The 22,772-nt window shown below is 71.9% G+C and carries 23 protein-coding genes; 13 read left to right on the forward strand and 10 right to left on the reverse strand.

Features of this window, described 5'->3' with window-relative positions:
* The first annotated feature begins 2 nt into the window (after nt 1-2).
* A complete protein-coding gene (locus ACTVCO_RS06950; protein WP_443727668.1) occupies nt 3-1,091 on the forward strand; it encodes a glycosyltransferase family 2 protein in 1,089 nt (362 codons plus the stop codon).
* Here the strand turns inward: ACTVCO_RS06950 and ACTVCO_RS06955 are convergent.
* The 9 genes from ACTVCO_RS06955 to ACTVCO_RS06995 all read right to left on the reverse strand — a co-directional run bounded on the left by ACTVCO_RS06955 (nt 1,000) and on the right by ACTVCO_RS06995 (nt 11,787).
* Entirely contained in the window at nt 1,000-2,427 is a 1,428-nt protein-coding gene (locus tag ACTVCO_RS06955; RefSeq protein ID WP_443727669.1) for a DUF6716 putative glycosyltransferase, read from the reverse strand. The two genes, ACTVCO_RS06950 and ACTVCO_RS06955, sit on opposite strands and share 92 nt — an antisense overlap.
* Nucleotides 2,424-3,461: a hypothetical protein gene (locus ACTVCO_RS06960; protein ID WP_443727670.1), complete on the reverse strand. Its 1,038-nt coding sequence runs from the start codon at nt 3,459-3,461 to the stop codon at nt 2,424-2,426. The genes ACTVCO_RS06955 and ACTVCO_RS06960 overlap by 4 nt, the downstream gene beginning before the upstream one ends.
* A complete protein-coding gene (locus tag ACTVCO_RS06965) occupies nt 3,458-4,960 on the reverse strand; it encodes a hypothetical protein (protein WP_443727671.1) in 1,503 nt (500 codons plus the stop codon). Before ACTVCO_RS06965 ends, ACTVCO_RS06960 begins: the two co-directional genes overlap by 4 nt.
* Complete coding sequence (locus tag ACTVCO_RS06970; RefSeq protein WP_443727672.1) at nt 4,957-5,952, reverse strand: glycosyltransferase family 2 protein; 996 nt, start codon at nt 5,950-5,952, stop codon at nt 4,957-4,959. Before ACTVCO_RS06970 ends, ACTVCO_RS06965 begins: the two co-directional genes overlap by 4 nt.
* A gap of 38 nt (nt 5,953-5,990) precedes the next feature.
* Nucleotides 5,991-6,896: an N-acetylneuraminate synthase family protein gene (locus ACTVCO_RS06975; RefSeq protein ID WP_443727673.1), complete on the reverse strand. Its 906-nt coding sequence runs from the start codon at nt 6,894-6,896 to the stop codon at nt 5,991-5,993.
* Nucleotides 6,893-8,176, reverse strand: coding sequence for a cytidylyltransferase domain-containing protein (locus tag ACTVCO_RS06980; protein WP_443727674.1), 1,284 nt, complete (start codon nt 8,174-8,176; stop codon nt 6,893-6,895). Before ACTVCO_RS06980 ends, ACTVCO_RS06975 begins: the two co-directional genes overlap by 4 nt.
* Before the next feature lie 1,189 nt (nt 8,177-9,365).
* Entirely contained in the window at nt 9,366-9,590 is a 225-nt protein-coding gene (locus ACTVCO_RS06985) for an acyl-CoA carboxylase subunit epsilon (protein ID WP_443727675.1), read from the reverse strand.
* 5 nt (nt 9,591-9,595) lie between these two features.
* The gene (locus tag ACTVCO_RS06990; protein ID WP_443727676.1) at nt 9,596-10,162 is read right to left on the reverse strand and encodes a hypothetical protein; all 567 of its coding nucleotides are present in this window, start codon (nt 10,160-10,162) and stop codon (nt 9,596-9,598) included.
* Nucleotides 10,159-11,787, reverse strand: coding sequence for an acyl-CoA carboxylase subunit beta (locus ACTVCO_RS06995; RefSeq protein ID WP_443727677.1), 1,629 nt, complete (start codon nt 11,785-11,787; stop codon nt 10,159-10,161). The genes ACTVCO_RS06990 and ACTVCO_RS06995 overlap by 4 nt, the downstream gene beginning before the upstream one ends.
* A gap of 184 nt (nt 11,788-11,971) precedes the next feature.
* Here ACTVCO_RS06995 and ACTVCO_RS07000 point away from each other — a divergent pair, with 184 nt between their 5' ends.
* Together ACTVCO_RS07000 and ACTVCO_RS07005 are read left to right on the forward strand one after the other, a co-directional pair.
* Complete coding sequence (locus ACTVCO_RS07000) at nt 11,972-12,835, forward strand: biotin--[acetyl-CoA-carboxylase] ligase (RefSeq protein WP_443727678.1); 864 nt, start codon at nt 11,972-11,974, stop codon at nt 12,833-12,835.
* 24 nt (nt 12,836-12,859) lie between these two features.
* Nucleotides 12,860-13,891 (forward strand): adenylate/guanylate cyclase domain-containing protein, encoded by a 1,032-nt coding sequence (locus ACTVCO_RS07005; protein ID WP_443727679.1) that lies wholly within the window; start codon nt 12,860-12,862, stop codon nt 13,889-13,891.
* 11 nt (nt 13,892-13,902) lie between these two features.
* On the opposite strand, the gene ACTVCO_RS07010 is transcribed toward ACTVCO_RS07005, so the two are convergent.
* Nucleotides 13,903-14,637, reverse strand: coding sequence for an SOS response-associated peptidase (locus ACTVCO_RS07010; RefSeq protein ID WP_443727680.1), 735 nt, complete (start codon nt 14,635-14,637; stop codon nt 13,903-13,905).
* A gap of 70 nt (nt 14,638-14,707) precedes the next feature.
* Between ACTVCO_RS07010 and ACTVCO_RS07015 the strand changes: the two genes are divergently transcribed.
* The 10 genes from ACTVCO_RS07015 (at nt 14,708) to ACTVCO_RS07060 (ending at nt 22,623) form a co-directional block, all read left to right on the forward strand.
* Entirely contained in the window at nt 14,708-15,931 is a 1,224-nt protein-coding gene (locus tag ACTVCO_RS07015) for a multidrug effflux MFS transporter (RefSeq protein WP_443727681.1), read from the forward strand.
* A 42-nt stretch (nt 15,932-15,973) separates the two neighbouring features.
* Nucleotides 15,974-16,459, forward strand: a complete 486-nt coding sequence (locus ACTVCO_RS07020) for an RrF2 family transcriptional regulator (RefSeq protein WP_443727682.1) — start codon at nt 15,974-15,976, stop codon at nt 16,457-16,459.
* A gap of 228 nt (nt 16,460-16,687) precedes the next feature.
* A complete protein-coding gene (locus tag ACTVCO_RS07025; protein WP_443727683.1) occupies nt 16,688-17,923 on the forward strand; it encodes a CpaF family protein in 1,236 nt (411 codons plus the stop codon).
* Nucleotide 17,924: 1 nt separating this feature from the next.
* A complete protein-coding gene (locus ACTVCO_RS07030) occupies nt 17,925-18,779 on the forward strand; it encodes a type II secretion system F family protein (RefSeq protein ID WP_443727684.1) in 855 nt (284 codons plus the stop codon).
* The gene (locus ACTVCO_RS07035; protein ID WP_443727685.1) at nt 18,776-19,708 is read left to right on the forward strand and encodes a type II secretion system F family protein; all 933 of its coding nucleotides are present in this window, start codon (nt 18,776-18,778) and stop codon (nt 19,706-19,708) included. The genes ACTVCO_RS07030 and ACTVCO_RS07035 overlap by 4 nt, the downstream gene beginning before the upstream one ends.
* 54 nt (nt 19,709-19,762) lie before the next feature.
* Nucleotides 19,763-20,014, forward strand: a complete 252-nt coding sequence (locus ACTVCO_RS07040) for a hypothetical protein (RefSeq protein WP_443727686.1) — start codon at nt 19,763-19,765, stop codon at nt 20,012-20,014.
* Nucleotides 19,998-20,420 carry a TadE/TadG family type IV pilus assembly protein gene (locus tag ACTVCO_RS07045; protein WP_443727687.1) on the forward strand — a complete coding sequence of 141 codons (423 nt, stop codon included), beginning with the start codon at nt 19,998-20,000 and terminating at the stop codon, nt 20,418-20,420. The genes ACTVCO_RS07040 and ACTVCO_RS07045 overlap by 17 nt, the downstream gene beginning before the upstream one ends.
* Nucleotides 20,417-20,854: a pilus assembly protein gene (locus tag ACTVCO_RS07050; RefSeq protein WP_443727688.1), complete on the forward strand. Its 438-nt coding sequence runs from the start codon at nt 20,417-20,419 to the stop codon at nt 20,852-20,854. Before ACTVCO_RS07045 ends, ACTVCO_RS07050 begins: the two co-directional genes overlap by 4 nt.
* Nucleotides 20,851-21,315, forward strand: coding sequence for a hypothetical protein (locus tag ACTVCO_RS07055; protein WP_443727689.1), 465 nt, complete (start codon nt 20,851-20,853; stop codon nt 21,313-21,315). Before ACTVCO_RS07050 ends, ACTVCO_RS07055 begins: the two co-directional genes overlap by 4 nt.
* Before the next feature lie 60 nt (nt 21,316-21,375).
* On the forward strand, nt 21,376-22,623 hold the full coding sequence (locus tag ACTVCO_RS07060) for a GmrSD restriction endonuclease domain-containing protein (protein ID WP_443727690.1): 1,248 nt from the start codon (nt 21,376-21,378) through the stop codon (nt 22,621-22,623).
* Nucleotides 22,624-22,772: the final 149 nt, after the last annotated feature.

The following is a 22,772-nucleotide window of genomic DNA, read 5'->3' on the forward strand; positions in this document are numbered from 1 at the left end:
GCGTGACGCTCACCGACGCTGACCGCGACGCCCATCCCTGGCCCCCGGTCTCGATCTTCGCGACGGTCCGGGACGAGGAGCACCACCTGCGACGGGCGCTGCAGTCGGTCCTCACCCAGGACTACCCGGGTGACTTCGAGGTCGTCGTCGCGGTGGGGCCGTCCCGGGACGACACCTATGGCATCGCGGCCGAGATGGCCCGCTCCGACCCCCGCGTGCGCATCGTCGAGAACCGCACGGGGCTCATTCCCGACGGCCTCAATGTCGCGATGGGTGCGTGCGATGCTCGCTCCGACGTCCTCGTGCGTTTCGACGGGCACACGGCGCTGCCCGACGGCTATGTGCGGGAGGCCGTGACGATCCTCCTCGCGACGGGTGCCGCCAACGTCGGCGGGCTCATGAGCCCGCGCGGTGTCGGCGCGACGCAGCGTGCGGTCGCGATCGGCATGTCCCACCCGGTGGGGATCGGGCCCGCGCCCTTCCACGTCGGAGGTGCCGCGGGCCCGAGCGAGACCGCCTACCTCGGCGTGTTCAGGCGCGCGGCCCTCGACCGTGCCGGCGGCTACGACGAGCTCTTCGAGCGGGCCGAGGACTGGGAGCTCAACCTTCGCATCAGGCGTGCGGGAGGACTCGTGTGGTTCGACCCGAGTCTCGTCGTCGAGTATCGGCCGCGTGCGTCGTTCCGGGCCCTGGCACGCCAGTTCTGGTCGACGGGTCGGTGGCGCCGCGAGGTCGTGCGGCGTCACCGCGGCACGGCCTCCCCGAGGTACCTTGCTCCGCCCCTCACCGTGCTCGGTCTGGTCACGGGGCTGGTGCTCTTCGCCGCGGGCGTCGTCGGCCTGCTCACGGACGACTCATGGGGCGTGTGGCTCACGGGGCTCGGTGCTATGCCTGGGCTCGGCTACGGCGCTGTCCTTGCCGGAGGCGCGCTCGTCGCGGGACGGGATCAGCCGTGGCGCGTCGTCGTCCGGCTGCCCGCGGTGCTCGCGACCATGCACCTCAGCTGGGGTGCGGGGTTCCTGCGCGGGGTCGACGTGCCGCGCGGAGCAGGCCGCGTCGCAGCGCGCGACGCGCGCGTCCCGGCGCCGTGAGGACGCGAAGCAGGCCTGCCGGGAGCTCCGAGCGCAGCCGGGTCCTCACGAGCCGCCTGCGCTGACGTCCGAGCACGACCCCTGGTCGTCGTGCGAGATCCGGGTGGGGCAGGTCCGCGGACCTGCCGCGCTGCACGAGCTCGCGGACGGCGTCGGCCAGCTCGCTCGCGGAACCGTGCAGGTAGTTGTCCTCGAGCCACACCGGGTCGGGGGTTCCGAAGCGGCCTGCTGCGAGGTCGTCGAGCGAGCCCAGGCAGCCGGAGCCGAGGAAGACCGCGTTGAGCATGCGTTCGTTGACGCCGAAGTCCTCGAGGATGAGCGTCGGGATGCCTGCGGCGAGTGACTCGAGGGCGGCGGTCGAGGACACGGTGACGAGAGCGGAGCCGGGCTCGAGCTGGTCAGCCAGCGGCCCGGTCGCGACCCGGATCGCCCCGGGCGGGACGACGCCCTGGGCGATGAGCTCGTCGAGCAGCGTGTCGAACGGTAGGTCCTCGCGGTGCGTCTGGGCTTCTCCGGCTCGACCCCGGACCTTGATGACAACGTCGACCTCGGGGCGCTCGGTCGCGAGCCGCGCGAGCGCACGCACGATCTTCTCGCGGTGGGCACGCGTCACGGGCATCTTCGCCTGGGGCGTGAAGACCACGCGCGTGAGGGGGTGCGGTGCCGACGCGGTGGCCGCAGCCTCCGCGTCCTCCGCGTCCTTGGCGCCAGCACGGGCAGGTGCGCGGGTGACGCGGTCAGGAAGGAAGGGCAGCGGCGCGAGGGCGATGCGCAGGTCGAGCTCGAGCTGGTCGGCGACGGCCGCGAACTCGCGCCGTTCACGCGCGGAGTGCACGACGAAGAGATCTTGCCCGGCGCGGAACCGCAACGCCCTGAGCGTCGCGGGGTACGACATGCCGGGCAGGCCCCCGACGAGCGCGGGCCTGCCCGCGCGTGGGGTCGTGCCCGCGACCGTGCGCGCGGTGCGACGAGCGCGTTCGTGCTCGCTGCGGCCCGTGCCGAGCCGGGCGACGAGATCGATGATGAGCTCGGCCACGGGGCCGGTCGCCGAGAGCACGATGACGTCGGGGCGCGCGGTGCGTAGTCGTGAACGGAGGCTGCGGAGCGTGAGCACCGGAACCTCGCGGCTCTCGAACGGCGTCCCCGCGACAGCCGCGGCTCGCTGGAGTTCCGAGGGAAGGATCGGTGAGCGAAGGAGCACGAGGTCGAGCTCACCGACGTCGGTGAGCGTCGCGAGGGTCGCGGCGCCCCACTTGAGGTAGGAGTCCGAGTCAGCGATCGCGAGGATCCGGGGCGCGCGTGCGGGTGCGATGTCGCCGGTCAGTTGTGCCGTCATTCTGCGGGGACCTCTCGAGATGGTGGGGGAGCGGGCGCCGGGCCTGGGCGCGGTGCGCCCGCGGCGGCAGCCCGGGTGAAGAGCGCGAGCGGCATGCCGAGGTGGGCGCGGGTGGCGAGTGACGCACGCGGTGTCCACCACGACGCCGGGACGGCCTGTGCGTCGACGTCGACGCCGTCGGCCACGAGTGCTGGGCCGATCGTCAGGAGGACGGACGTCGGCAGGGTGACGACGCGTCGAACACCGCCGCGGCCGTGAAGCCGGAGCTCGGCGGGCACCGGGATCGCATCGGTCGACGCACCTTCGCGGGCAACTCGCGCAAGCCGCGCGGCGGGCTCGCGACGGTGGGCGAGGTAGCGGACGCTCGATCCCTGCTCGCGCGCAGCCCGGATCGTCGTCGTGAGCCACACCTCGTAGGCGTCGGCCGCGATGAGGCCGTCGTCCGCGAGGGCCGAGCCCAGCACGACGACGTCGTCGGTGATGGCGGGCGCGACGTCGAGCGCTCGGACGCGTTCGAGCGCGTGCCGCTCGACGCGCACCCCCTCGCGCGTGAGCGCGATGACCTCGTGCGGGTCGAGGGGGAGGCACGTGCGCACGGTGAGCAGGCCCGCGCGAGCGCGGGACGCGAGGGCGTGACGCGCCGCGGCGGCGAGCATTCGTCGCGGGACTGACGGTGGGGACTGCGCGCGCACGAGCGACCCTTGTCCCACGAGCGCGTCGATGAGCAGCAGGGTCGCCGTCCCGTCGTCGAGCAACGTCACCGGGGAGCGGCGGCCGTGGAGGATGAGGCGAGCCTGCCCCGCACCCGAGAGCGCGTCACCCAGGACGAGCGACGACGACCCGGGCGTGCCGGGGCGCAGCCAGGACGGGTGCACCGTGAGGTTGGCGGGCAGGTGTGGCGCGAGGACGCGGAGGGTCGCGGACGCCGTGGCCGTGCGCGGCACGACCGTCACCGGACCCTCCGCACCCGCGAGGACGGCCTCGGCAAGGCCGAGCACTTGGAGCGGTGACTCGACGATGGCCAGGTGCGTCATGCGTCGCGCCGGGAGTGGCCTGACGGGGTGAGGCGTGCCCACGCGGCCCGCAGCCGACCCGGGCGCGGGACGCGCAGCCCGCGCGCGGCAGCGGCGGCCACGTTCGCCGTCGGCGGCGTACCAGGCACCGCGCGCGCGACCGCCGGGGCCGCGTCGTCCCTCGACGTCGCGTGATCCCTCGATGGTGCCGCGTCGTCCCTCGACGTCGCGTGGTCGAGGAGCCCGAGGCGTTCGACGCGTCGCTTGCGCACCCACCGGCGCCACGCGGCCCGCCCCTGCGCGTCGTGCTGACCTTCCGCGACGAGGAGCGCGACGGCCGCCGGCCGCAGGTGCGGAACTCGCTGCGGGTACATGACGTACGTGACCGCGTCCACGAGCCGGACGACGTCGGAGGCCGTCGGGTCGGCGCCCGGAGCGAGCAGCCGGTCGACCACCGTGAGCGCCGTGCGAGCCGGGTGGTGGTACGGGGTGAGCGACCTGAGCGTCTCGGCCGTGCCGAGAGCGCGCACGTCGGGCGCACCGAGCGCGAGCGCCGTGACGAGAGACGTCGACGCGGTCCCGAGCACGAGCGCGGGCCGATCACGGTGGACGAGGACCTCCGTGGGGACGTCGGGGTCCGCCGCGCGGACCGTCGCGCCCGTGGCGCGCACGGCGCGAACGGCGCGCTGGACGAGCCGCGCGGGCGTGCGTGGGTGGGCGACGAGCACGACCTCGGTGATCGACGCCGACCGGACCTCTGCGGCGACGAGGCCCGCGAGGTCGTCGGTGAGCGCCTCCGCGAGCGACACCGCGGTCGGATCGGGTGGGCCGTCACCGTCAGGCAGGTCCAGGCCAAGATCGCCCGGGGGATCGAGCAGCACGAGCGCCGTGCGCCCGGTCCCGGGGCCGCCGGGGCGAACGCCCGGCGGCCCCGGGCGGACGACCTCGGTGACGACGTCGACGAGGCGTCGCACGGGCACGACGACCGTGGCTGTGCCGTGCTCGTCGAGCACGCGCGGCCGGAGCCCGGGGACGAGCTCGGGAGCGACGAGGAGGTCGAGCCGACCCGGCACACCGTCACCGAGCGGCTTCGGGAACGGTGCCCAGCGCTCGAGGCGGTCGGCGAGGAGGGTGAGACGTGCGTGCGGGAATATGCGGACGAGAGCCCTTCCGGGCCCTGACGTCGGATCGGCGAGCACGAGGCTGACGGGCCCTGCGGGCACGGACCATGCCTCGCGCACGACCCGCTCCCACACGGGTTGCTCGTCACGGCGCGGCACGAACGAGGCGGGACGCAGCGGCGCGATCAGCTCCGTCCAGCTGACGATGGCCGTCGTGCGGTTGCGCAGCGGCGCGAGCGCGGCCGAACGTGAGAGCTCGGGCCCCGTCTCCGGGACGGGAACGGTGTCGGCGAGCGCGACGATCCTCCCCGCCGACGTGGCGGGCAGTGCCCCGTGGTCGATCGCCGCGGCGAGCAGGAGCATCTGACGCGGTGAGGTGACGAGAAGGATCTGCGTCAACGTGAGCTCCCGAGACGTGAGGTGCCGCGCGGTGCGTCGCCGGCATGCTGCGGCTCCCCGAGGAGCAGCGCACGGCGCTGCGGCGAGAGCCCGTCCAGAACCGTGCTGACGACGTCGGGCGGAGCGATGGCGAGCGTGACGTCGACGCCGTCGCGCAGCTCGTCGGCGAGTGGATCGTCAGCGCCGGCGAAGCGCGCGAGGTGATGGCACGCCATCGCGAGCAGCTGCCGGACTGCCTTGGGCCAGTGCTGCTCGTGCGCCGGGTCGCGTCGCACGAGCAGGAAGATCTCGCGGTAGGCGAGCACGACGTCGAGCTGACGCCGGTCGAGCACGCGCGTGAGCGAGGTGGGAGTGCCCCGGCGGTAGAAGGCGCCGAGCCCGTCGACGACCGCCCACGTCCGGGCGTGCAGGTGCATGCGCCAGATCCACGCGCGGTCCTCGGCCGTGTGCAGGCCCGCGACGAAGCTGAGCAGACCCTCGTCGTGTAGACGCGCGTCGTAGAGACCGAACGGCACGAACGGGTAGTCGACAGGGCTCGTGAGGTGGGCCGGGCCGATGCCCTCGCGCGGGTCGAGCACGAGACTGCGGCGGTGCTCGGGAACGGCGCGCACGGAGCGGTTGCCGTGCTCGTCGCGCACGTGGTCGCACCGGACGAAGTCGACGCCGAGAGCCTCGAGCGCGTCGCTCACGTGCTGCAGGTGGCCGCGCGCGAACCAGTCGTCGGGGTCGAGAAAGGCGATGTAGCGGCCGCGCGCGAGCGCGAGGCCGCGGTTGCGCGCGTTGGCCACCCCCGTCGGCATGTCGTTGCGCACGAGCTCGAGCCGAGCGAACCGGCCCGCGAGGTCCTCGACGAGGTCGCCCGTGCCGTCGACCGAGCCGTCGTCGACGACGATGACCTCGAGCTCGTTCGGGTCGTCGAGCTGCCGGGTGAGGCTCGTGAGGGCCGCCTCGATGTGGTCGGCCTGGTCCCGCGCCGGGACGACGACGCTCACACGCGGTCGTCCCGACGCGGGCAGGACCGTGGCCATGCTCAGGCGTCGACCCGGCGCAGGCGCGACAGCGGGGCGAGCTCTCCGGGGAAGACGCGCTTGATGCCGTCGCCCATCGCCTGCTCGACGATGCGGATGTCACGGACGAGGTTCTTCAGACCCGTCGGCTCGAGCGACGAGGCCTGATCCGAGCCCCACATCGTGCGGTCGAGGGTGATGTGGCGTTCGACCGTCACGGCGCCGAGGGCGACGGCAGCGACCGAGATCTGCAGGCCGCGCTCGTGGCCCGAGTAGCCGACGGGCACGCCGTAGCGCTCGGAGAGCGTCGAGATCATGCGGAGGTTGGCCTCCTCGGGCGGCAGCGGGTACGTCGAGGTGGCGTGCATGAGGATGAGGCGCGAGGTCCCGAGGGTCTCGACCGCGCGGTCGATCTGCTCGATCGTCGACATGCCGGTCGAGAGGATGATCGGCTTGCCGGTCGACTCGAGTGCTCGGAGCAGCTCGAGGTCGGTGACGGAGGCCGAGGCGACCTTGTGGGTGACGACCCCGAGGTCCTCGAGGAACCCGACCGATGGGACGTCCCACGGTGACGCGAACCAGTGCAGCCCGCGGTCAGCGGCGTGCATCGCGATCTTCTCGTAGGAGGCGCGGTCGAACTCGACGCGGTAGCGGTAGTCGAGGTACGTCATCTCGCCCCACGGGGTCGAGCGGATCTGGTCGCGCTGCGCGGCCGGCGTGCAGATCTCGGGCGTGCGCTTCTGGAACTTCACGGCGTTCGCGCCGGCGTCGGCGGCGACGTCGATGAGCTCTTTGGCGATCTCGACGTCGCCGTTGTGGTTGATGCCGATCTCGCCGATGACGTAGACGGGCTGACCCGTCCCGACGAGCTGCTCGCCGAGCGCGACGGGTGCGGCGGCCGTGGCCTGGCCGTTGAGGTTCGAGGTCATGACTGGCTCCTGGTGACGGCGGCGACGGGCGCCGCAAAGGTGGGGACATGGGGGGAGTGCTCGTCGCGTGCGGCGAGCACGAGGTCGCACATCTCGCGGACGGCGCCGTCACCACCCGAGCGGGTGAGGACGTGGCGTGCTGCGGCTCGCACCTCGGGGTGCGCGTCAGCGACCGCGACGGGCCAGCCGACGAGCGACATGGGCCCGAGGTCGTTGATGTCGTTGCCGACGTACGCGACCCGCGCGGGGTCGAGGTCGTGGGCGGCGAGCCACGTGAGCAGCTCGCCTGCCTTGTCGTCGATCCCGTGCGCGACCTCGACGCCGAGCTTGTGGGCGCGTGAGGCGACGACGGGGTTCTGCTCGGTCGACAGGACGAGGAACGGCATGCCGGCGCGGCGGACCCGTGCGACCCCGAGGCCGTCGCCGCGGTGGACGCGTACGTGCTCGGTCCCGTCGGCCGTGAGGCTCGCGTGGTCGTCGGTGTGGACGCCGTCGAAGTCGGTGACGATCGCGTCGACGTCGACGTGCGGTGCCGTCGACGGGTCGAACAGGTGCGAGGCGATCGCGCGGGCGTGCGCGAGGTCGGCGGGCGTGTCGATCTCCATCGACGTGAGCCCCGGCACCTCGTGGAGCGTCACGCGGCCGAAGAACCGGTTGCGGTGCTCGCGCAGGCCAGCCGTGCGCATGACGTAGAACGCGCCCGTCTCGCGCAGCTGCGGCGGCAGGTCCTGGCGGCGTGCGCGGAAGGACATGTCATGCCCGACGGGCGACGCGACGCCGTCGGCGTCGTGCGTCCAACGGAACGAGTGATCCTTGGTCGCCGACAGAACGACGTCCGCGACGCCGTCGGCGACCCGATGGACCGCGACCGCAAGGTCGAGCGGGTCGACGAACGGGCTCGTCGCCTGGAGCAGCACGGTCACGGCGGGCAGGTGCTCGCCGTGTGCGACGAGCTGGTCGAGGGCGTGCAGGACGACGCCCTCGGACCCGGCGGTGTCACCGGCGAGCTCGGCGGGACGCCGCACGACGCGGGCGCCGTGCCGGGCTGCCTCGACCGCGATCTCCTCGTCGTCCGTGGAGACGACGACGAGGCCGACGTTCGCGCCGATCGCTGACCGGACGGCCCGCGCGACGAGGCTGCGTCCCGCCACGCGTTCGAGGTTCTTGCGGGGGATCCCGCGCGAGCCTCCCCGCGCGGGGATGACGACGACGGCCAGGGGCTCGGCGTCGGAGGGGCGGACGGGCAGGTGCGCGTCGTGCTCTGAGGTGTTCGCTCTCACCTCGCCGACGCTAGGAGCGCCCGGTGTCGCCAGAGTGAGGTGGACGTGTCCGGGCGACGGCGAGCAGGGGACGGCACGGCGCGGTGTGGCCGGGCGTTGTCGCAGCGTTGAACGGCCCGGGAACGTTGACCGGCCAGTCTGCGTGCGGGCGTCGGGGGCGTCGCCCACGACCTACGGTGCGACAGTGAGATCTGCCTCTGCGCGCACGCAGCGCGACGCTTGGGCTGACAACGCGCGTTTCGTTGCGGCCACGCTCATCGTCGTCATGCACCTGCTCGAGCCCGTTCTGGCGCGCTCCGAGATCGCTGGGTGGCTCTACTGGGCGACGTGGCCGCTGCGCGTGCCGCTCTTCGTGCTCGTCGCCGGCTACTTCTCGGACGCGCGTCCGCTCGACGACCGTCGGCTGCTCGTCCTGCTGCGCAACGTGCTGGGCGTCTACCTCCTCTGGGACGCGATCGCGTTCGTGCGGCGCGGGATCGTCGACGACCTGTGGCGGTACGAGCCGCTCTACCCGGCCTTCGGGCTGTGGTTCCTGCTTGCGCTGTTCTGGTGGCGCCTGACGCTCCCGCTCCTGGCGCGCGTGCGGGGGGCTGGGGCACTCGTCGTCGTGCTCACGCTGGGCGCGGGGTTCATGCCGCAGCTCGGTCAGTCGTTCGCGGGGTCGCGTGCGTTCGTCTACCTGCCCTTGTTCTGGCTGGGGTGGCGGCTGCGGGCCCGTGGCGCGCGAGCGCTCGTCGGGACGACGCGCGCGCGGCTCGCGGGTGGCGTCGCCCTCGTCGTGTCGGCGGCGGGCCTGCTCGTGCTCTCACGATTCATGGGACGTGGAGTCCTGCGGTTCGCGGGGATGTACAGCGGCGGCTGGGAGCACCAGGTTGTCGAGGCCGGCGTGCGCGGCCTGGTCCTCGTGCTCGGCGCGACGGGCGCACTGGGGCTGCTCGCGCTCACCCCGACGCGACGCATCGCGGGGTGGACGCTCCTGGGGGCGGGGTCGATGACTGTCTACGTCGTGCACCCCGTGCTCGTGCAGCAGGCCAAGAGCGTCGGGCTCTTCGACGCGGTCCATTCTCCGCGCGACTTCGTCGCGCTCGTCGTCGTCGGCATCGCGCTCAGCTGCGCCCTCGCGAGCACACCCGTGCGGGCCGTGCTGCGGCCCCTCGTGCAGCCGAGCGGGACGTGGTGGCTCGCGCGCTCAGCGCTGGAGACTCCAGCGCCACGTGTCGTCCGCGACCCCGAACGCCTGGGCGCCTCGGATGCCGCGATCGCGGCCCCACACGGGACGGGGCGGGCGCGTCTCGTCGACCGGGTCGTCGGGGGACGCTGAGGCGAGCCCTGCGACGAGCGCGACGAGCTCAAGGTCGTCGGGGGCGCCGCGCAGAACCCGGACGCCGGGGAACGCGTCAGTCATGAGAGTCATCTCCGTCAGTCGTCCTCGTCGTCGTCCGCGAGCTCACGGCTCACGGACCAGCCGTCGACCGTGTACCCGGCGTCTTCGAGCGTGGCCGTCACGTCGTCAGCCGCATTCTCGACGATCTCAAGTGCACGTTCGAGGGGGTCAGCACCCGTGTGGAGGGGGCCCGGGGCGACGGTGAGGCTGATGTCGATGACGGTTGCGCCGGGGGTGTCCTCGTCGTCATCGTCCTCGTCAAGGAGGAAGGGGACCTCGCGCCCGTCCCACGCCTCGGTCGTATGACCTGAGACGAGCCCCAGGTCAGCGTCAAAGATCCTGGAGATCTCGGCGTTGATGAGGCCGATCTCGTCCTCGGCGGCCTCGATGCGCGGGTCGACCTCGACGGTCGCCGCGTCGAACTCGGCGCGGGCGCCGACGGCAAGATCGACGTAGCGGTGAAGCGCTGCGGTGAGGGACTCGATGTGCGCGTGAAGCTCGCTCGCGTCGAAGACGAGCGGGGCGAGGTGCGCGGGGTCGACGTCGTCCGCGTCCGGACCGTTGTCGTCAGGAGTCTGTGGGGTCGCGTCGTTGATGTTCACAGGGGGATGTTCCCATGCTTCTTTGCGGGAAGCGCAGCGCGCTTGGTCCGCAGCGCACGCAGGGCGCGGACGATCTGCACGCGCGTGGTCGACGGCTCGATGACGTCGTCGACGTAGCCGCGCGCGGCCGCGTCCCACGGGTTGACGATCGCTTCTTCGTACTCGTCGGTGAGGCGCTGGCGCTCGGCCTGGACGTCGCCGCCCGCGTCCGCGACCGCCTTGAGCGCGCTCCGCTGAAGGATGTTCACCGCACCGCCCGAGCCCATGACCGCGATCTGCGCGGTGGGCCAGGCGAGGTTGATGTCGGCCCCGAGCTGCTTGGAACCCATGACGATGTACGCGCCGCCGTAGGCCTTGCGCGTGATGACGGTGACGAGCGGGACCGTGGCCTCCGCGTACGCGAAAATGAGCTTGGCGCCGCGGCGGATAATGCCGTCCCACTCCTGGTGCGTGCCGGGCAGGAACCCGGGCACGTCGACGAACGTGAGGACGGGGATGTTGAACGCGTCGCACGTCCGCACGAACCGTGCGGCCTTCTCGGCTGCGGCGATGTCGAGGGTCCCGGCCATCTGCAGCGGCTGGTTCGCCACCACGCCGACCGAGCGGCCCTCGACGCGGCCGAAGCCGATGAGGACGTTGGGGGCGTACAGGGGCTGCACCTCGAGGAGGTCGCCGTCGTCGAGGACGTGCTCGACGACGGTGCGCATGTCGTACGGCTGGTTGTCCGAGTCCGGGATGAGCGTGTCGAGCTCGAGGTCCTCCTCGGTCGTCGTGAGCTCGGCCTCGTCGGCGAAGGTGGGCGCGTCCGAGAGGTTGTTCTGGGGGAGGAAGCCCACGAGGTGACGGACGTAGTCGAGTGCGTCGTCCTCGTCGGCGCCCATGAAGTGGGCGACACCTGAGCGCTCGTTGTGCGTGCGCGCACCGCCGAGCTCCTCGAAGCCGACGTCCTCCCCTGTGACGGAGCGGATGACGTCCGGCCCCGTGATGAACATGTTTGAGGTGCCGTCGGCCATGACGATGAAGTCGGTGAGCGCGGGGGAGTACACCGCGCCGCCGGCCGACGGGCCGAGGATGAGCGAGATCTGCGGGATGACGCCTGAGGCCGCAACATTGCGGCGGAAGATCTCCGCGAACTGCGTGAGAGCGGCGACGCCTTCTTGGATGCGTGCCCCGCCGCCGTCCGAGATGCCGATGATCGGGACGCCCGTGCGCAGGGCGAGATCCTGCACCTTGGTGATCTTCTCGCCGTGGACCTCGCCGAGCGACCCGCCGAAGGTCGTGAAGTCCTGGGAGTAGATGCAGACCTGACGGCCGTCGATCGTGCCGTGGCCGACGACGACGCCGTCGCCCGCGATCTTGCGCTTGTCGAGGCCGAAGTTCGTCGAACGGTGGGTCGCGAACGCGTCGAGCTCGACGAAGCTGCCTTCGTCGAGCAGCACCTCGATGCGCTCGCGGGCCGTCTTCTTGTTGCGCGGGTGCTGCTTGTCGCGCGCGACGGCCTCGTGGTCGTCGATCGCGGCGCGGCGGCGCGCGCGAAGGTCGTCGAGCTTGGCGGCGGTGCGGGGGGTCTCGGTCACTCTTCCGAGAGTAGGGCGAAGCGGCGCTGGGGGAGCCGTGCGTCTCATGCGTGTTGCGACGCGGGAGTTGTCGGAAGTCGACAAAGGCGGCGTGAACGTGGCACGGGCGGGCTGTCGTGCCGGGACTCACGATGTCGACGTCGCACAAGAGTTACGGGTTGTTCGGGCTCGCGTGCGGTGCTGCGCGGGGCGCGGCTGTGTCGGCCCCGTCAAGGTGCGCAAGGATGGGGTCATGACCTCCGACGCGCCACGTGAGCCGCTTGACGCACAGCTCTTGAGGGACTTGCTGCGCGCGCCCGTCGGCGTGCTCGCGCGGGTCGAGGTCCGCTCCGAGGTGACCTCGACGAACACGGTCCTTGTCGCGGAGGCACGGGAGGCCCCGCACGCGTGGCCGATTCCGTCGCTCCTCGTCGCGGACCACCAGACCGCGGGCCGCGGGCGTCTTGACCGCGCGTGGCAGACACCCCCGCACACGGCGCTCACCGCCTCACTCCTCGTGGCGCCCTCGACCCCGCGCGCCACGTGGGGCTGGCTGCCGCTTCTCGCGGGTTTGGCGGCAGCGCGCGCGCTGCGCAGCATGACGGGCCTCGACGTCCGCACGAAGTGGCCCAACGATGTGCTCGTGCCCGCGCCTGATGGCGATGACCTGCTCGGGTGGGGGCCGTGGCGCAAGGTCGGCGGCATCCTTGCCGAGGTCGTCGACGACGAGCGCGTCGTCGTCGGCCTGGGAATCAACGTCGACCAGGGCGCGGAGGAGCTTCCGGTCGCGTCGGCCTCGTCGCTCGCGGCGCACGGCGCGTCGCAGCGGCGTGAGCTGCTCGTCGCGGCGCTCGAGAACTCGTTCGTGGAGATCCTCGCGCTGTGGCGCGAGCATGCGGGTGATGCGGTCGCCGCGGGGCTTGCCGACGAGGTGGCGGCGCTGTGCGTGTCGGTGGGCACGGATGTGCGCGTCACGGTGGCGGGGGGTCGCGAGGTCCGGGGCACGTCGACCGGTCTTGGCGCCGACGGGGCGTTGCTCGTTCGGGTGACGTCGGGTGAGGTCGAACGGATCGTCAGCGGCGACGTGCAGCACCTGCGCGTCATCGGGGTCGAGTGAGGGCAGCGGCATAGGATGGCCGACGTGTCGGACGAGTGGTCGCAAGAGGTCGAGCGTGTTGTCGCTCGGCTCCTCGGGGGCGAACGATCGACGACGCTGCACGAGCTCGCCGAGGAGTCGGGCGTCGATGACGCGTGGGTCGCGCGGTACTGGCAGCTCATGGGCCTGCCGGGCTCGAACCCCGAGGCGCGCGAGTACACGCACCGTGATGTCGAGGCGCTCGCCGACCTCCACGCGGTTGCCGACCAGGAGAACTTCGATGCGCGCACGTTCGCGTCGCTCGTGAGGTCGGTGGGGCATTCGACCGAGCGGCTGTCGTGGTGGCACTTCGAGGCGCTCGTCGACCACACGGTGCGGCAGCAGGGCCTGCTGGACCCGGATGCCCGCCGCGCTGTCATCCGCGCGATGGACCGTCTTGCGCCGGTCCTGGAGCGGCAGCTCGTGCATGCGTGGCGTCGTCAGACGGCTGCGCTCGTCACGCGGATGGCTGCCGAGTTCGGCGATGCCGACCAGGACGCCGCGTCGATCCGCTCGGGCCGGGATCTGCCCCTCCCACGCGCTGTGGGCTTTGCTGACATCGTCTCGTTCACGCGGATGACGGCGACGATGTCGCCCGAGGACTTCTCAAACTTCATCCAGGCGTTCGAGGCGCGGGCGCGCGACATCGTCACGGCGAACGGCGGTCGGGTCGTCAAGACGATCGGTGATGCGCTGCTGTTCATCGCGGACGACGTCGTCACGGGCGCACGCGTTGCTCTGGGGTTGGCGAAGGCGACCGAGGACGACCTCGGAGTTGAGGGCATTGCGGGCCGGCCGGTGCGGGTGAGCCTCGTGTGGGGGCGCGTGCTCGCGCGTTTCGGTGATGTCTTTGGGCCGTCGGTCAACCTTGCCTCGCGCCTCACGGACCAGGCGCAGCCGTCGACCGTTCTGCTCGACGAGGTCACGGCGCACCGGCTTGCGTCCAACCCGCACTTTGCGCTGACAAACCTCGAGCCCCGTGAGGTTCCCGGGCTCGGGACGCTCACGCCCGTGCGTCTGGACTTCGCGCGCGACTGACGCGCGCCGCTCTACGCGTGTTCGGCGACGAGCATCGCGTCGTCTTCGCTCACGCGGCCCACGCGGGGTGAGACGGGGTGCCAGGCGAGCGCTGGGGCGTCGGAAAGTGCGAGGTCGAGTGCCTCGCGGGCGTCGGTCGAGGGATCGAGCCAGCCGTCGATAGTCGCGTCCGTGAGCATGACGGGGGTGCGGTCGTGGATCTCGGCGAGCGGCCCCCCGGCTGCGCGGGTGAGGACGGTGCACGTGACGAGCCACCGGCCGGGGTCGTCGTCGGGCAGCGACGTATCGCGCCAGAACTCGTACAGGCCCGCGAGCGCGGCGACGGTGTTGTCGGCGGGGTGGATGAAGTAGGGCTGCTTGGCGGGCTTGGTGCCCTCGCCCAGGCGCTGCCACTCGTAGTAGCCGTCGGCCGGGATGACGGAACGGCGCGCGGCCGCGGCGCGCTTGAACGAGGGCTTCTCGAGGAGGGTCTCGGAGCGGGCGTTGAGGAGGCGCGCTCCGCCCGAGGGGTCCTTGGCCCACGAGGGCACGAGGCCCCACCGTGCCGTGCGCAGCTGCCGGACGGGCGCCGCACCCGGCGCCTCACGCGGGGGCTGCTCGACGACCATGCGGACCGTGTGCGTCGGGGCGACGTTCCATGACGCGTGCCACTGCTGCAGCTCGGCGTCGAGCGGCAGGGTGGGGTCGATGAGGAAGGCGTCGAGCAGATCTTGGGTCTGCCGGGCCGAGGCGAAGCGTCCGCACATGCCTTCACTGTGGCACGAGCCACGGACTTTCTGGCCCCGGCCGCAGTGATCGAAACGTTATGATCCGGGAGTGACAACCCCGGCGCCCGCGAAGTACCACCCCGGTCCGAAGTACGTTCTCCTGCTCGGATCGCTCGCCGCCGTCCCCGCGATCACGACGGACATCTACCTGCCGTCACTGCCGACCGTCGGCGCGGAGCTCGGCGCAAGCTCTGCCGCCGCCCAGCTGACCATCTCCGGGATGCTCGTCGGAGGAGCCGTCGGCCAGCTCATCATCGGGCCGCTCTCGGACCGCTTCGGACGACGGCTGCCCGTCCTCGTCGGGCTCGTGGGTCACGTCCTCACCTCGCTCCTGTGCATGATCGCGCCGAGCATGACGATGCTCATCGCGCTGCGCGTCCTGCAGGGCTTCTTCAACGCCGCCGCGTCGGTCGTCGCGATCGCCGTCATCCGCGACCGCTTCGTCGGCTCCGATGCCGCGCGCCTCCTCTCGCGGCTCATGCTCGTCATCGGCGTCGCCCCCCTCTTCGCGCCCGCGGCCGGTGGCGCGATCGCGTCCGCCTGGACGTGGCGCGGCGTCTTCGGCGTGCTCGCCGGCATCGGCCTCGTCCTGGCTGTTCTCGTGTGGCGCTTCATGCCCGAGACGCTGCCGTCGGAGAGACGACGCATCGCGGGCCCGCGCGGGGTAGCGCGCGGCTACCTCGAGCTCGTGCGGACCAAGAGGTTCATGGCGCTCGCACTCATCCCGGGTATGGCTCAGGCCGTCATCATGAGCTACGTCGTCGGCTCGACGTATGTCTTCCAGCGTGAGCACGGCCTCGACAGTCATCAGTTCGCGCTCCTCTTCGCGATCAACGGCATCGCGCTCGTCGGTGGCGCCCAGGTGAACGCCTACCTCGTCAAGCGCGTCGCACCCCTGCGTGTCCTGCGCGTCGCCATCATCGTGCAGGCCGTCTTCGGTCTCCTGCTCGTCGCCGTGACGGCCTCGGGCCTCGGCGGGTTCGCGCTCATGTGCGCGCTCCTGTGGCTCATGCTGTCGATACAGGGGCTCATCCCCGGCAACGCGAGCGTCCTCGCGCTCAACGACTACGGCCACATGGCCGGGACCGCGGCGGCGTTCCTCGGGGCCATGCAGGCGGCGCTCGGCGGGCTCATCGCCCCCGTCGTGGGTTTCGTCGGCGGCACCGGCGTCGCGATGGTCTCAGTCATGACGGGCTCGGTCCTCGTGGCCTTCATGGTGCTGGCGATGGCGACACCCGCCTACCGGCGCGGGGGAGCGTGGGGCGCGTTGTGAGCGTCCCGGACGGAGCGTCGCGGGGACTGGCATGCTGACCCCATGCGCGTGACCGCCAAGACCGACTATGCCGTGCGTGGGTGCCTCGAGCTGGCCGCGCACCGGGCCGACGGCATGCTCAAGGCCGACCAGATCGCCTCCGCCCAGCAGATCCCGAGCGCCTTCATGCTCTCGATCCTCGGCGACCTGAGGACGGCAGGGATCGTCGAGTCACGCCGCGGCGCGGACGGCGGGTACCGGCTCGCGCTCGACCCTGCTGACGTGGCCATCGCCGACGTCATCCGGGCGATCGACGGACCGCTCGCGAACATCGCGGGCGCGCAGCCCGAGTGCGTCGACTACCGCGGCGCGTCGGAGCACCTGCGTGAGGCGTGGGTTGCGCTGCGCGTGGCCATGCGTTCTGTTCTCGAGGCGACGACGCTCGCCGACGTTGTCGCGGGGGACCTGCCCGCGGTGGCGCGCGAGCTGCTCTCGCACGACGACGCGTACGTCACCAGGCCGCTGCCCGGGCGGGACGGAACGGCGTGAGCTCATCCGCCGAGTGAGGTCGGCAGGAGCCTGAGGCGAGACCCCCGCAACGTCCATTGTGTGAGACGTGGGTGGGTAGCCCTCGTCCGTTGCGTTTTCGCAGGCCCTCGGGTCATTCGTGGTATCCAACCGGTGCTGTCCACAGGCTCCGTCTTCCACAGTTCTCCACATTCGGCGCGCGCAGTCCGAATCGTTCGCCTAGTGTCAGCGGCGTTCTGACCGGTTGGCATGGAGGTGGACGTGGACGCGGTGGCGATCCTCGAGTCAGAGGTGCGCGAGCTCGTGCGCTCCCGCGGCATCGACCCCGCACGTGACCACGCAGCTTTTGACGCAGCCCTCGACTCCGCACGCGAGGACTACGAGCGCCGCGCAGGCCGCGGCGCGGTGCCGCCGCTGCTCGACCTTGCCCACGCCGAGCGAACGGTCCGTGACGCGGTCGCCGGCCTCGGCCCCCTCCAGCCCTACCTCGACGACCCCGAGATCGAAGAGATCTGGGTGAATTCGCCCTCTCGGATCTTTGTTGCGCGTGGCGGCGCGACCGAGCTCACCCCGACGATCCTCAGCGCAGCTCAGGTGAGCGACCTCGTCGCTCGCATGCTCGAGCCGACAGGGCGCCGCATCGACATCTCGAGCCCGTTCGTCGACGCGTCCCTCCCGGGCGGGGAACGCCTTCACGTCGTCATCCCTGACATCACGCGTGAGTGGTCGCTCAACATTCGCAAGTTCGTCGCCCGTGCCCGCAGCCTCGAGGACCTCGTCGACCTCGGCACACTCACGCGCCCGGCGGCCACCTTCCTCGACGCGTGCATGCGGGCGGGGCTCAACGTCCTTGTCGCCGGTGCCACGCACGCCGGCAAGACGACGCTCGTCAATGCCCTTGGCGGGTCCGTCCCCGCAGACGAGCGCGTCGTTGTGTGCGAGGAGGTCTTCGAGCTGCGGCTGCCTGGCCGCGACGTCGTCGCCATGCAGTGCCGGCAGTCGAGCCTCGAAGGGACCGGCGAGGTCCCGCTCCGCCGCCTCGTCAAAGAGGCGCTGCGCATGCGACCCGACCGCATCGTGGTCGGCGAGGTCCGCGAGGCCGAGGCGTTCGACCTTCTCATCGCGCTGTCCTCAGGGATCCCGGGCATGTGCACGATCCACGCCGGGTCCGCACGGGAAGCAGTCGCCAAGATGTGCATCCTGCCGTTGCTGGCAGGCGAGAACGTCACCCCGGCATTCGTCGTCCCCTCGGTCGCCACCGCGCTCGACGTCGTCGTGCACGTGGCGCGCACCCCCGACGGCGCACGCCGCGTCCGCGAGATCGCGCTCGTCACCGGCCGGGTCGAGGCCGGAGTCGTCGAGCTCGCCGAGATGTACCGCACCGAGGGCGATCGGCTCGTCCGCGGAGCCGGCTACCCCGTGAGCCTCGAGCCGTTCGCACGGGTCGGGATCGACCTCACCCAGATCCTGCGGGCGGAGGACTGACGTGGACGTCGTCGTCGGACTGCTCCTGGGCTGCGGGCTTCTGCTCGTCTGGATGGCCTGCTGGCCGACCACCGGTCCCCGCACACGTTCCCGTGCGGTCGGACGTCTCGCGGACGACCTCGCGGGCGCGGGCCTCTCGGGAGCGACGCCTGCGAGCCTCCTGGCGGTGTCCGCCGTTCTCGGGACGCTCGTCGCCGTGGGGGTGGGCGCCGCGACGCGCGCGCTTCCCCTCGCGGCCTGCTTCGGACTCATCGCAGCAACCGTGCCGACCACCGTCATCCGCGCCCGCGCCAGCTCCCGCGCCAAAGAGATGCGCGAGGTCTGGCCCGAGGTCGTCGACCACCTCGTCTCGGGCGTGCGCGCGGGCCTCTCCCTTCCCGAGGCCCTCGGTCAGCTCGCACACCGGGGCCCGGTTCAGGTGAGGGCGCAGTTCGCGCGGTTCGCAACGGACCACCGTGCCTCGGGACGCTTCGACGAGAGCCTCGACGACCTCAAGGCGCGGCTCGCTGACCCGGTTGCCGACCGGCTCATCGAGTCGCTACGCATCACCCGTCAGGTGGGTGGAACCGACCTCGGCCGCCTGCTCCGCACACTGTCGGCATTCCTCCGCGAAGACAACCGGACGCGCGGCGAGCTCGAGGCACGCCAGAGCTGGACCGTCGCGGGTGCTCGCCTCGCAGTCGTTGCCCCCTGGGTCATGCTGGCCCTCCTCGCGACCCGACCCGGGACGGCAGCCGCCTACGCGACCGCACCGGGTGCGATCGTCCTCGCCGCAGGCGGCCTCGCGTGCGTCCTGGCCTACCGCGCCATGGTGAGGATCGGCCGCCTGCCGACGGACAAGCGGGTGCTCCGATGACCCCGCCCGACGCGATCGGCATCTGGGCCGGGTTCGGTCTCGGGATCGGGCTCGTCCTCGTCGCCGAGTTCTTGCGGGCCCGGCGCGTCACCTTTGACCAGCGACTCGCCCCGTACGTGCCCCGAGCGCGCCTCGGCTCCGGCGTCCACCTCGACGATCGCGCCCCGCTCGTCGGCCTGCTCGGCGGATTCTTGGGCGGACCGCTGCGAGGGGCCACCCGCGCTGTCATCCGCGTGCTGGGGGGCAGTGACGAGCTCGCGCGGCGGCTACGACGTGCGGGTGACCCCCGGAGCGTCGAACAGGTGAGGGCCGCGCAGGTCCTCGGAGCCTGCGCCGGGCTCGTCCTCGGGCTCGCCGTCGCGCTCCCCGCCGGCATCCTCGGAGCGATCCCACCGCTCGTCGCCGTCGTGCTCGTCGGGCTGCTCGGAATCGGTGGTGCGATCACCCCCGACGTCCGTCTCGGGTCCGCAGTCACTCGCCGCGAGGAGGCCATGCTCCTGGAGTTCCCCACGATCGCTGAGATCCTCGCGCTCGCGGTCTCCGCCGGCGAGAGCCCTCACGCAGCGTTGCAACGCGTGGCCCGCGTGGCCGAAGGCGAGCTGGTGAGCGAGCTGCGGCTCGCCCTCGCCGACATCCACGCGGGGTCCAACCTCTCCGACGCGCTCGACCGGCTCGCCGAACGCAGCGGGATCCCGGCGCTCGGACGGTTCGCCGAGGGGATCGCGGTCGCGGTCGAACGCGGCACCCCCGTGGCCGAGGTGCTGCGCGCCCAGGCACAGGACGTCCGCGAGGACGGCCACCGTCGGCTCATGGAGATCGGCGGCCGCAAAGAGGTCGCGATGCTCGTCCCCGTCGTCTTTCTCGTCCTGCCCATCACGATCCTCTTCGCCCTCTACCCCACGGCCGTCGTGCTCGTTCGTGGCCTGTGACCCGCCGCCCGACCCCACCGTCTGTCCAGCACCGAGACGCACCAAGGAGTTCCCATGACCCTCACCCGTACGCGCCGCCCCGCAGCGGGCGTCACTCATCCCGCACCGCTGCGCACACGAGTTGCGGCGAGCGTCCACTCGCGGCTGCTCGCGGCCCGCGCGTGCGGAGCCGACCGCGGCGACGTCCCGGGGTGGGTGCTTGTCACCGTCATGTCCGCAGCTGTCGTCCTCGCGCTGTGGGCTGCTGCTGAGACGCTGCTGCCACAGGTCTTCGAGGAGGCCGTGACGAGTGTCCGGCGCGGCTGACGCACCGGAGCCCCTGTGCCATCCCGTCGAGCGCGGCTCAGACGCGGGGTCGGCCGTCTCGGAGTTCGTCATCGCCGGAGCCTTCGTCGTCATCCTGTTGCTCGCGGTCCTTCAGCTCGCTCTTGCGCTGCATGTCCGCACCGTCGTCATCGATGCAGCATCCGAGGGCGCCCGGCTGGGAGCGCGGTCCGGGATGACACTCGGTGACGCGCGTGAGCGTGCGGCCTCAGCCCTGACGACGAACCTGTCGGCGCGGTACGCGCGCGATGTGAGGGCCACCCTTGTCGAGCGCGACGGTGCGGTGCTCGTCGAGGTGAGCGTGAACGCGCCGCTCCCGGTCGTTGCACTGTTCGGTCCGGCTGGCGCCCTCACGGTCGACGCCCACGCGCTGCAGGAGCCGTCATGACGGACTCGTCCACAGGGTCGGATGCCGGCAGTGCCGCGATCGAGCTTGTCGCCGCGGTCGTCCTGCTCGTCCTGCCTGTCGTCTACCTCGTGGTGGCGATCGCGCAGGTCCAGGCCGCATCGTTCGCGACCGAGGGTGCCGCGCGTGACGCCGTGCGCGCGTACGTCATCGCGGACGACGAGGCGATTGCGGTCGGACGCGCTGAGGCCGTCGTGGCGCTGGCGTTCGGTGACCACGGGATCGATTCGGACGCCGCGCGGGTCCACGTGACGTGCTCCGCGACGCCGTGCCTCACACCCGGTGAGGCGGTCGACGTTCGCGTGGCGACGCGCGTCGTCCTTCCCGGAACTGACCTCATGGGGCTTCCCGGCCTCGCCGTGTCGGTCTCGGGGCAGCATCGTGGTGTCATCGAGTCGCTGCGGGAGAAGCCGTGACCGCGTGGCGTGCGCGCCTGGCGCGCGACGACGGGCAAGTCGTCGTCCTCGTCATCGGTGCCGCCGTCCTTGCGATCGCGATCACCGTGACGCTTGCGGCCGTCTCGGGGCTCATGCTCGAGCGCAAGCGTCTCGTCTCCCTTGCCGACAATGCGGCCGCGTTCGCCGCAGCCGACGTCAACGCCCGTGACGTGTACGACGGTATGACGCCCGACGGTCTCACAGTGCCCGCACTGACGACGCGCGGTGCGACCGCGTCAGTCGAGGCGTACGTCGCCGAGACGAGCCTCATGGCCGATGACGTTGAGCTCGTCGGTGTCGTGGCCGACGACACGTCCGTCACGGTGACGCTCCGCACCACGGTCCGGCCGTGGCTCGTCGGAGCGTTCGCCGATCTGCTGGGCGGCGAGGGAATCGTTGTCGAGGGGGAGGGGCGCGCGCGGCAGCGCACCGATCCCTGAGGGACCACGCCGGGACCTTCGGTGCGCGGCAGGGGCCTCGCCCGCAGCTATCCTCCGGGCATGGGGCTATGTGAACAGGGAAAACGCTGGCGTCAGCGTGCCGCGGCGATCGTCGCACTCGCTCTCATCAGTGGGTGCGCGCTCAGCGAGCCGCCCGCCGGCGAGCATGCCGCTGCGCCGTCCGCGTCGGCAGCGACGACCGGGCCCTCCCCCACGCCTCCCGGCACCGAGTCGCTCGGCGACGCTCCCGACGACGCAATCACGCCGCCTCAGACAGAAGCGGGCGCGGGCGGTCACGACGCGTTGCCCGCGGGCCCGGCAGACACGGCTCCCGCCGACACGCCTCCCGCTGATACGCCTCCCGTCGGCGCGACGCCGTCCAGCAGCACCGAGGTCACGCCCGCCGCAGACGCGACGCCGACCGACGCCGCCGACTCACCGTCTCAGCCGAGCAGTGCCCCGGTCGCACAGACGGCGGCCGCCGCGCTCGCGGCGCTCGCGGTCAAGGGCCGCGCCCCGAAGACCGGCTACGACCGGGATGCCTTCAAGTACCGGGCTGTCGACCTCGACCGCAACGGCTGCGACACCCGCAACGACATCCTGCGCCGCGACCTCAGCCGCGTGACGCTCAAGCCGGGCACGCACGACTGCGTCGTCGAGACAGGCACGCTCGCCGACCCCTACTCGGGCCTGAGCATCGCGTTCACGCGCGGCACTGCAACGTCGAACGCCGTGCAGATCGACCACGTCGTCGCGCTCTCGGACGCGTGGCAGAAGGGCGCCCAGCGCTGGGACGCGGACACGCTCGCAGCCTTCGGCAATGACCCCCTCAACCTTCTCGCCGTCGACGGTCCGCTCAACAACCAGAAGGGTGACGGGGACGCGGCGACGTGGCTCCCGCCCTCGAAGGCATTCCGTTGCCAGTACGTCGCCCGGCAGGTCGCGGTCAAGCACGCGTACGGGCTGTGGGTAACGACCGCGGAGAAGGACGCGATCTCGCGCATCCTCGCCGCGTGCCCGGACGAGCCCTTGCCGGTCGCCGAGTCTGCGCTGCGCGTCACCGTCACCGGGGAGAAGCCTGCACCGGTCGCGAAGCCGACGCAGACGCCTACCCAGAAGCCCACCCAGAAGCCGACGCAGAAGCCGACGAGCAAGCCCACGACTGCGCCCGAGCCAGAGGTAGCCGACCCGAACTATGGGACGTGCAAGGAGGCCAAGCGGCACGGCGCCGGCCCGTACATCGAAGGCCGCGATCCCGAGTACCACTTCTACCGTGACAGGGACAAGGACGGCATCGTCTGCGAGTGACGTCCCGGGCCTGCTAGGTGGACCCGGCCAGGACGTTGGTAGCAGCTGGGACCATTGAACGAACGAGAACCTCCGGGTGGGAGGTGGCTCGTCTCAGGCGGCTTCGCACCCGCTCCTCGCGCAGCGCCTCATTGCGACCACAACACCGC

The sequence above is a fragment of the Sanguibacter sp. A247 genome, from assembly GCF_052324925.1.
GTDB lineage: Bacteria > Actinomycetota > Actinomycetes > Actinomycetales > Cellulomonadaceae > Flavimobilis.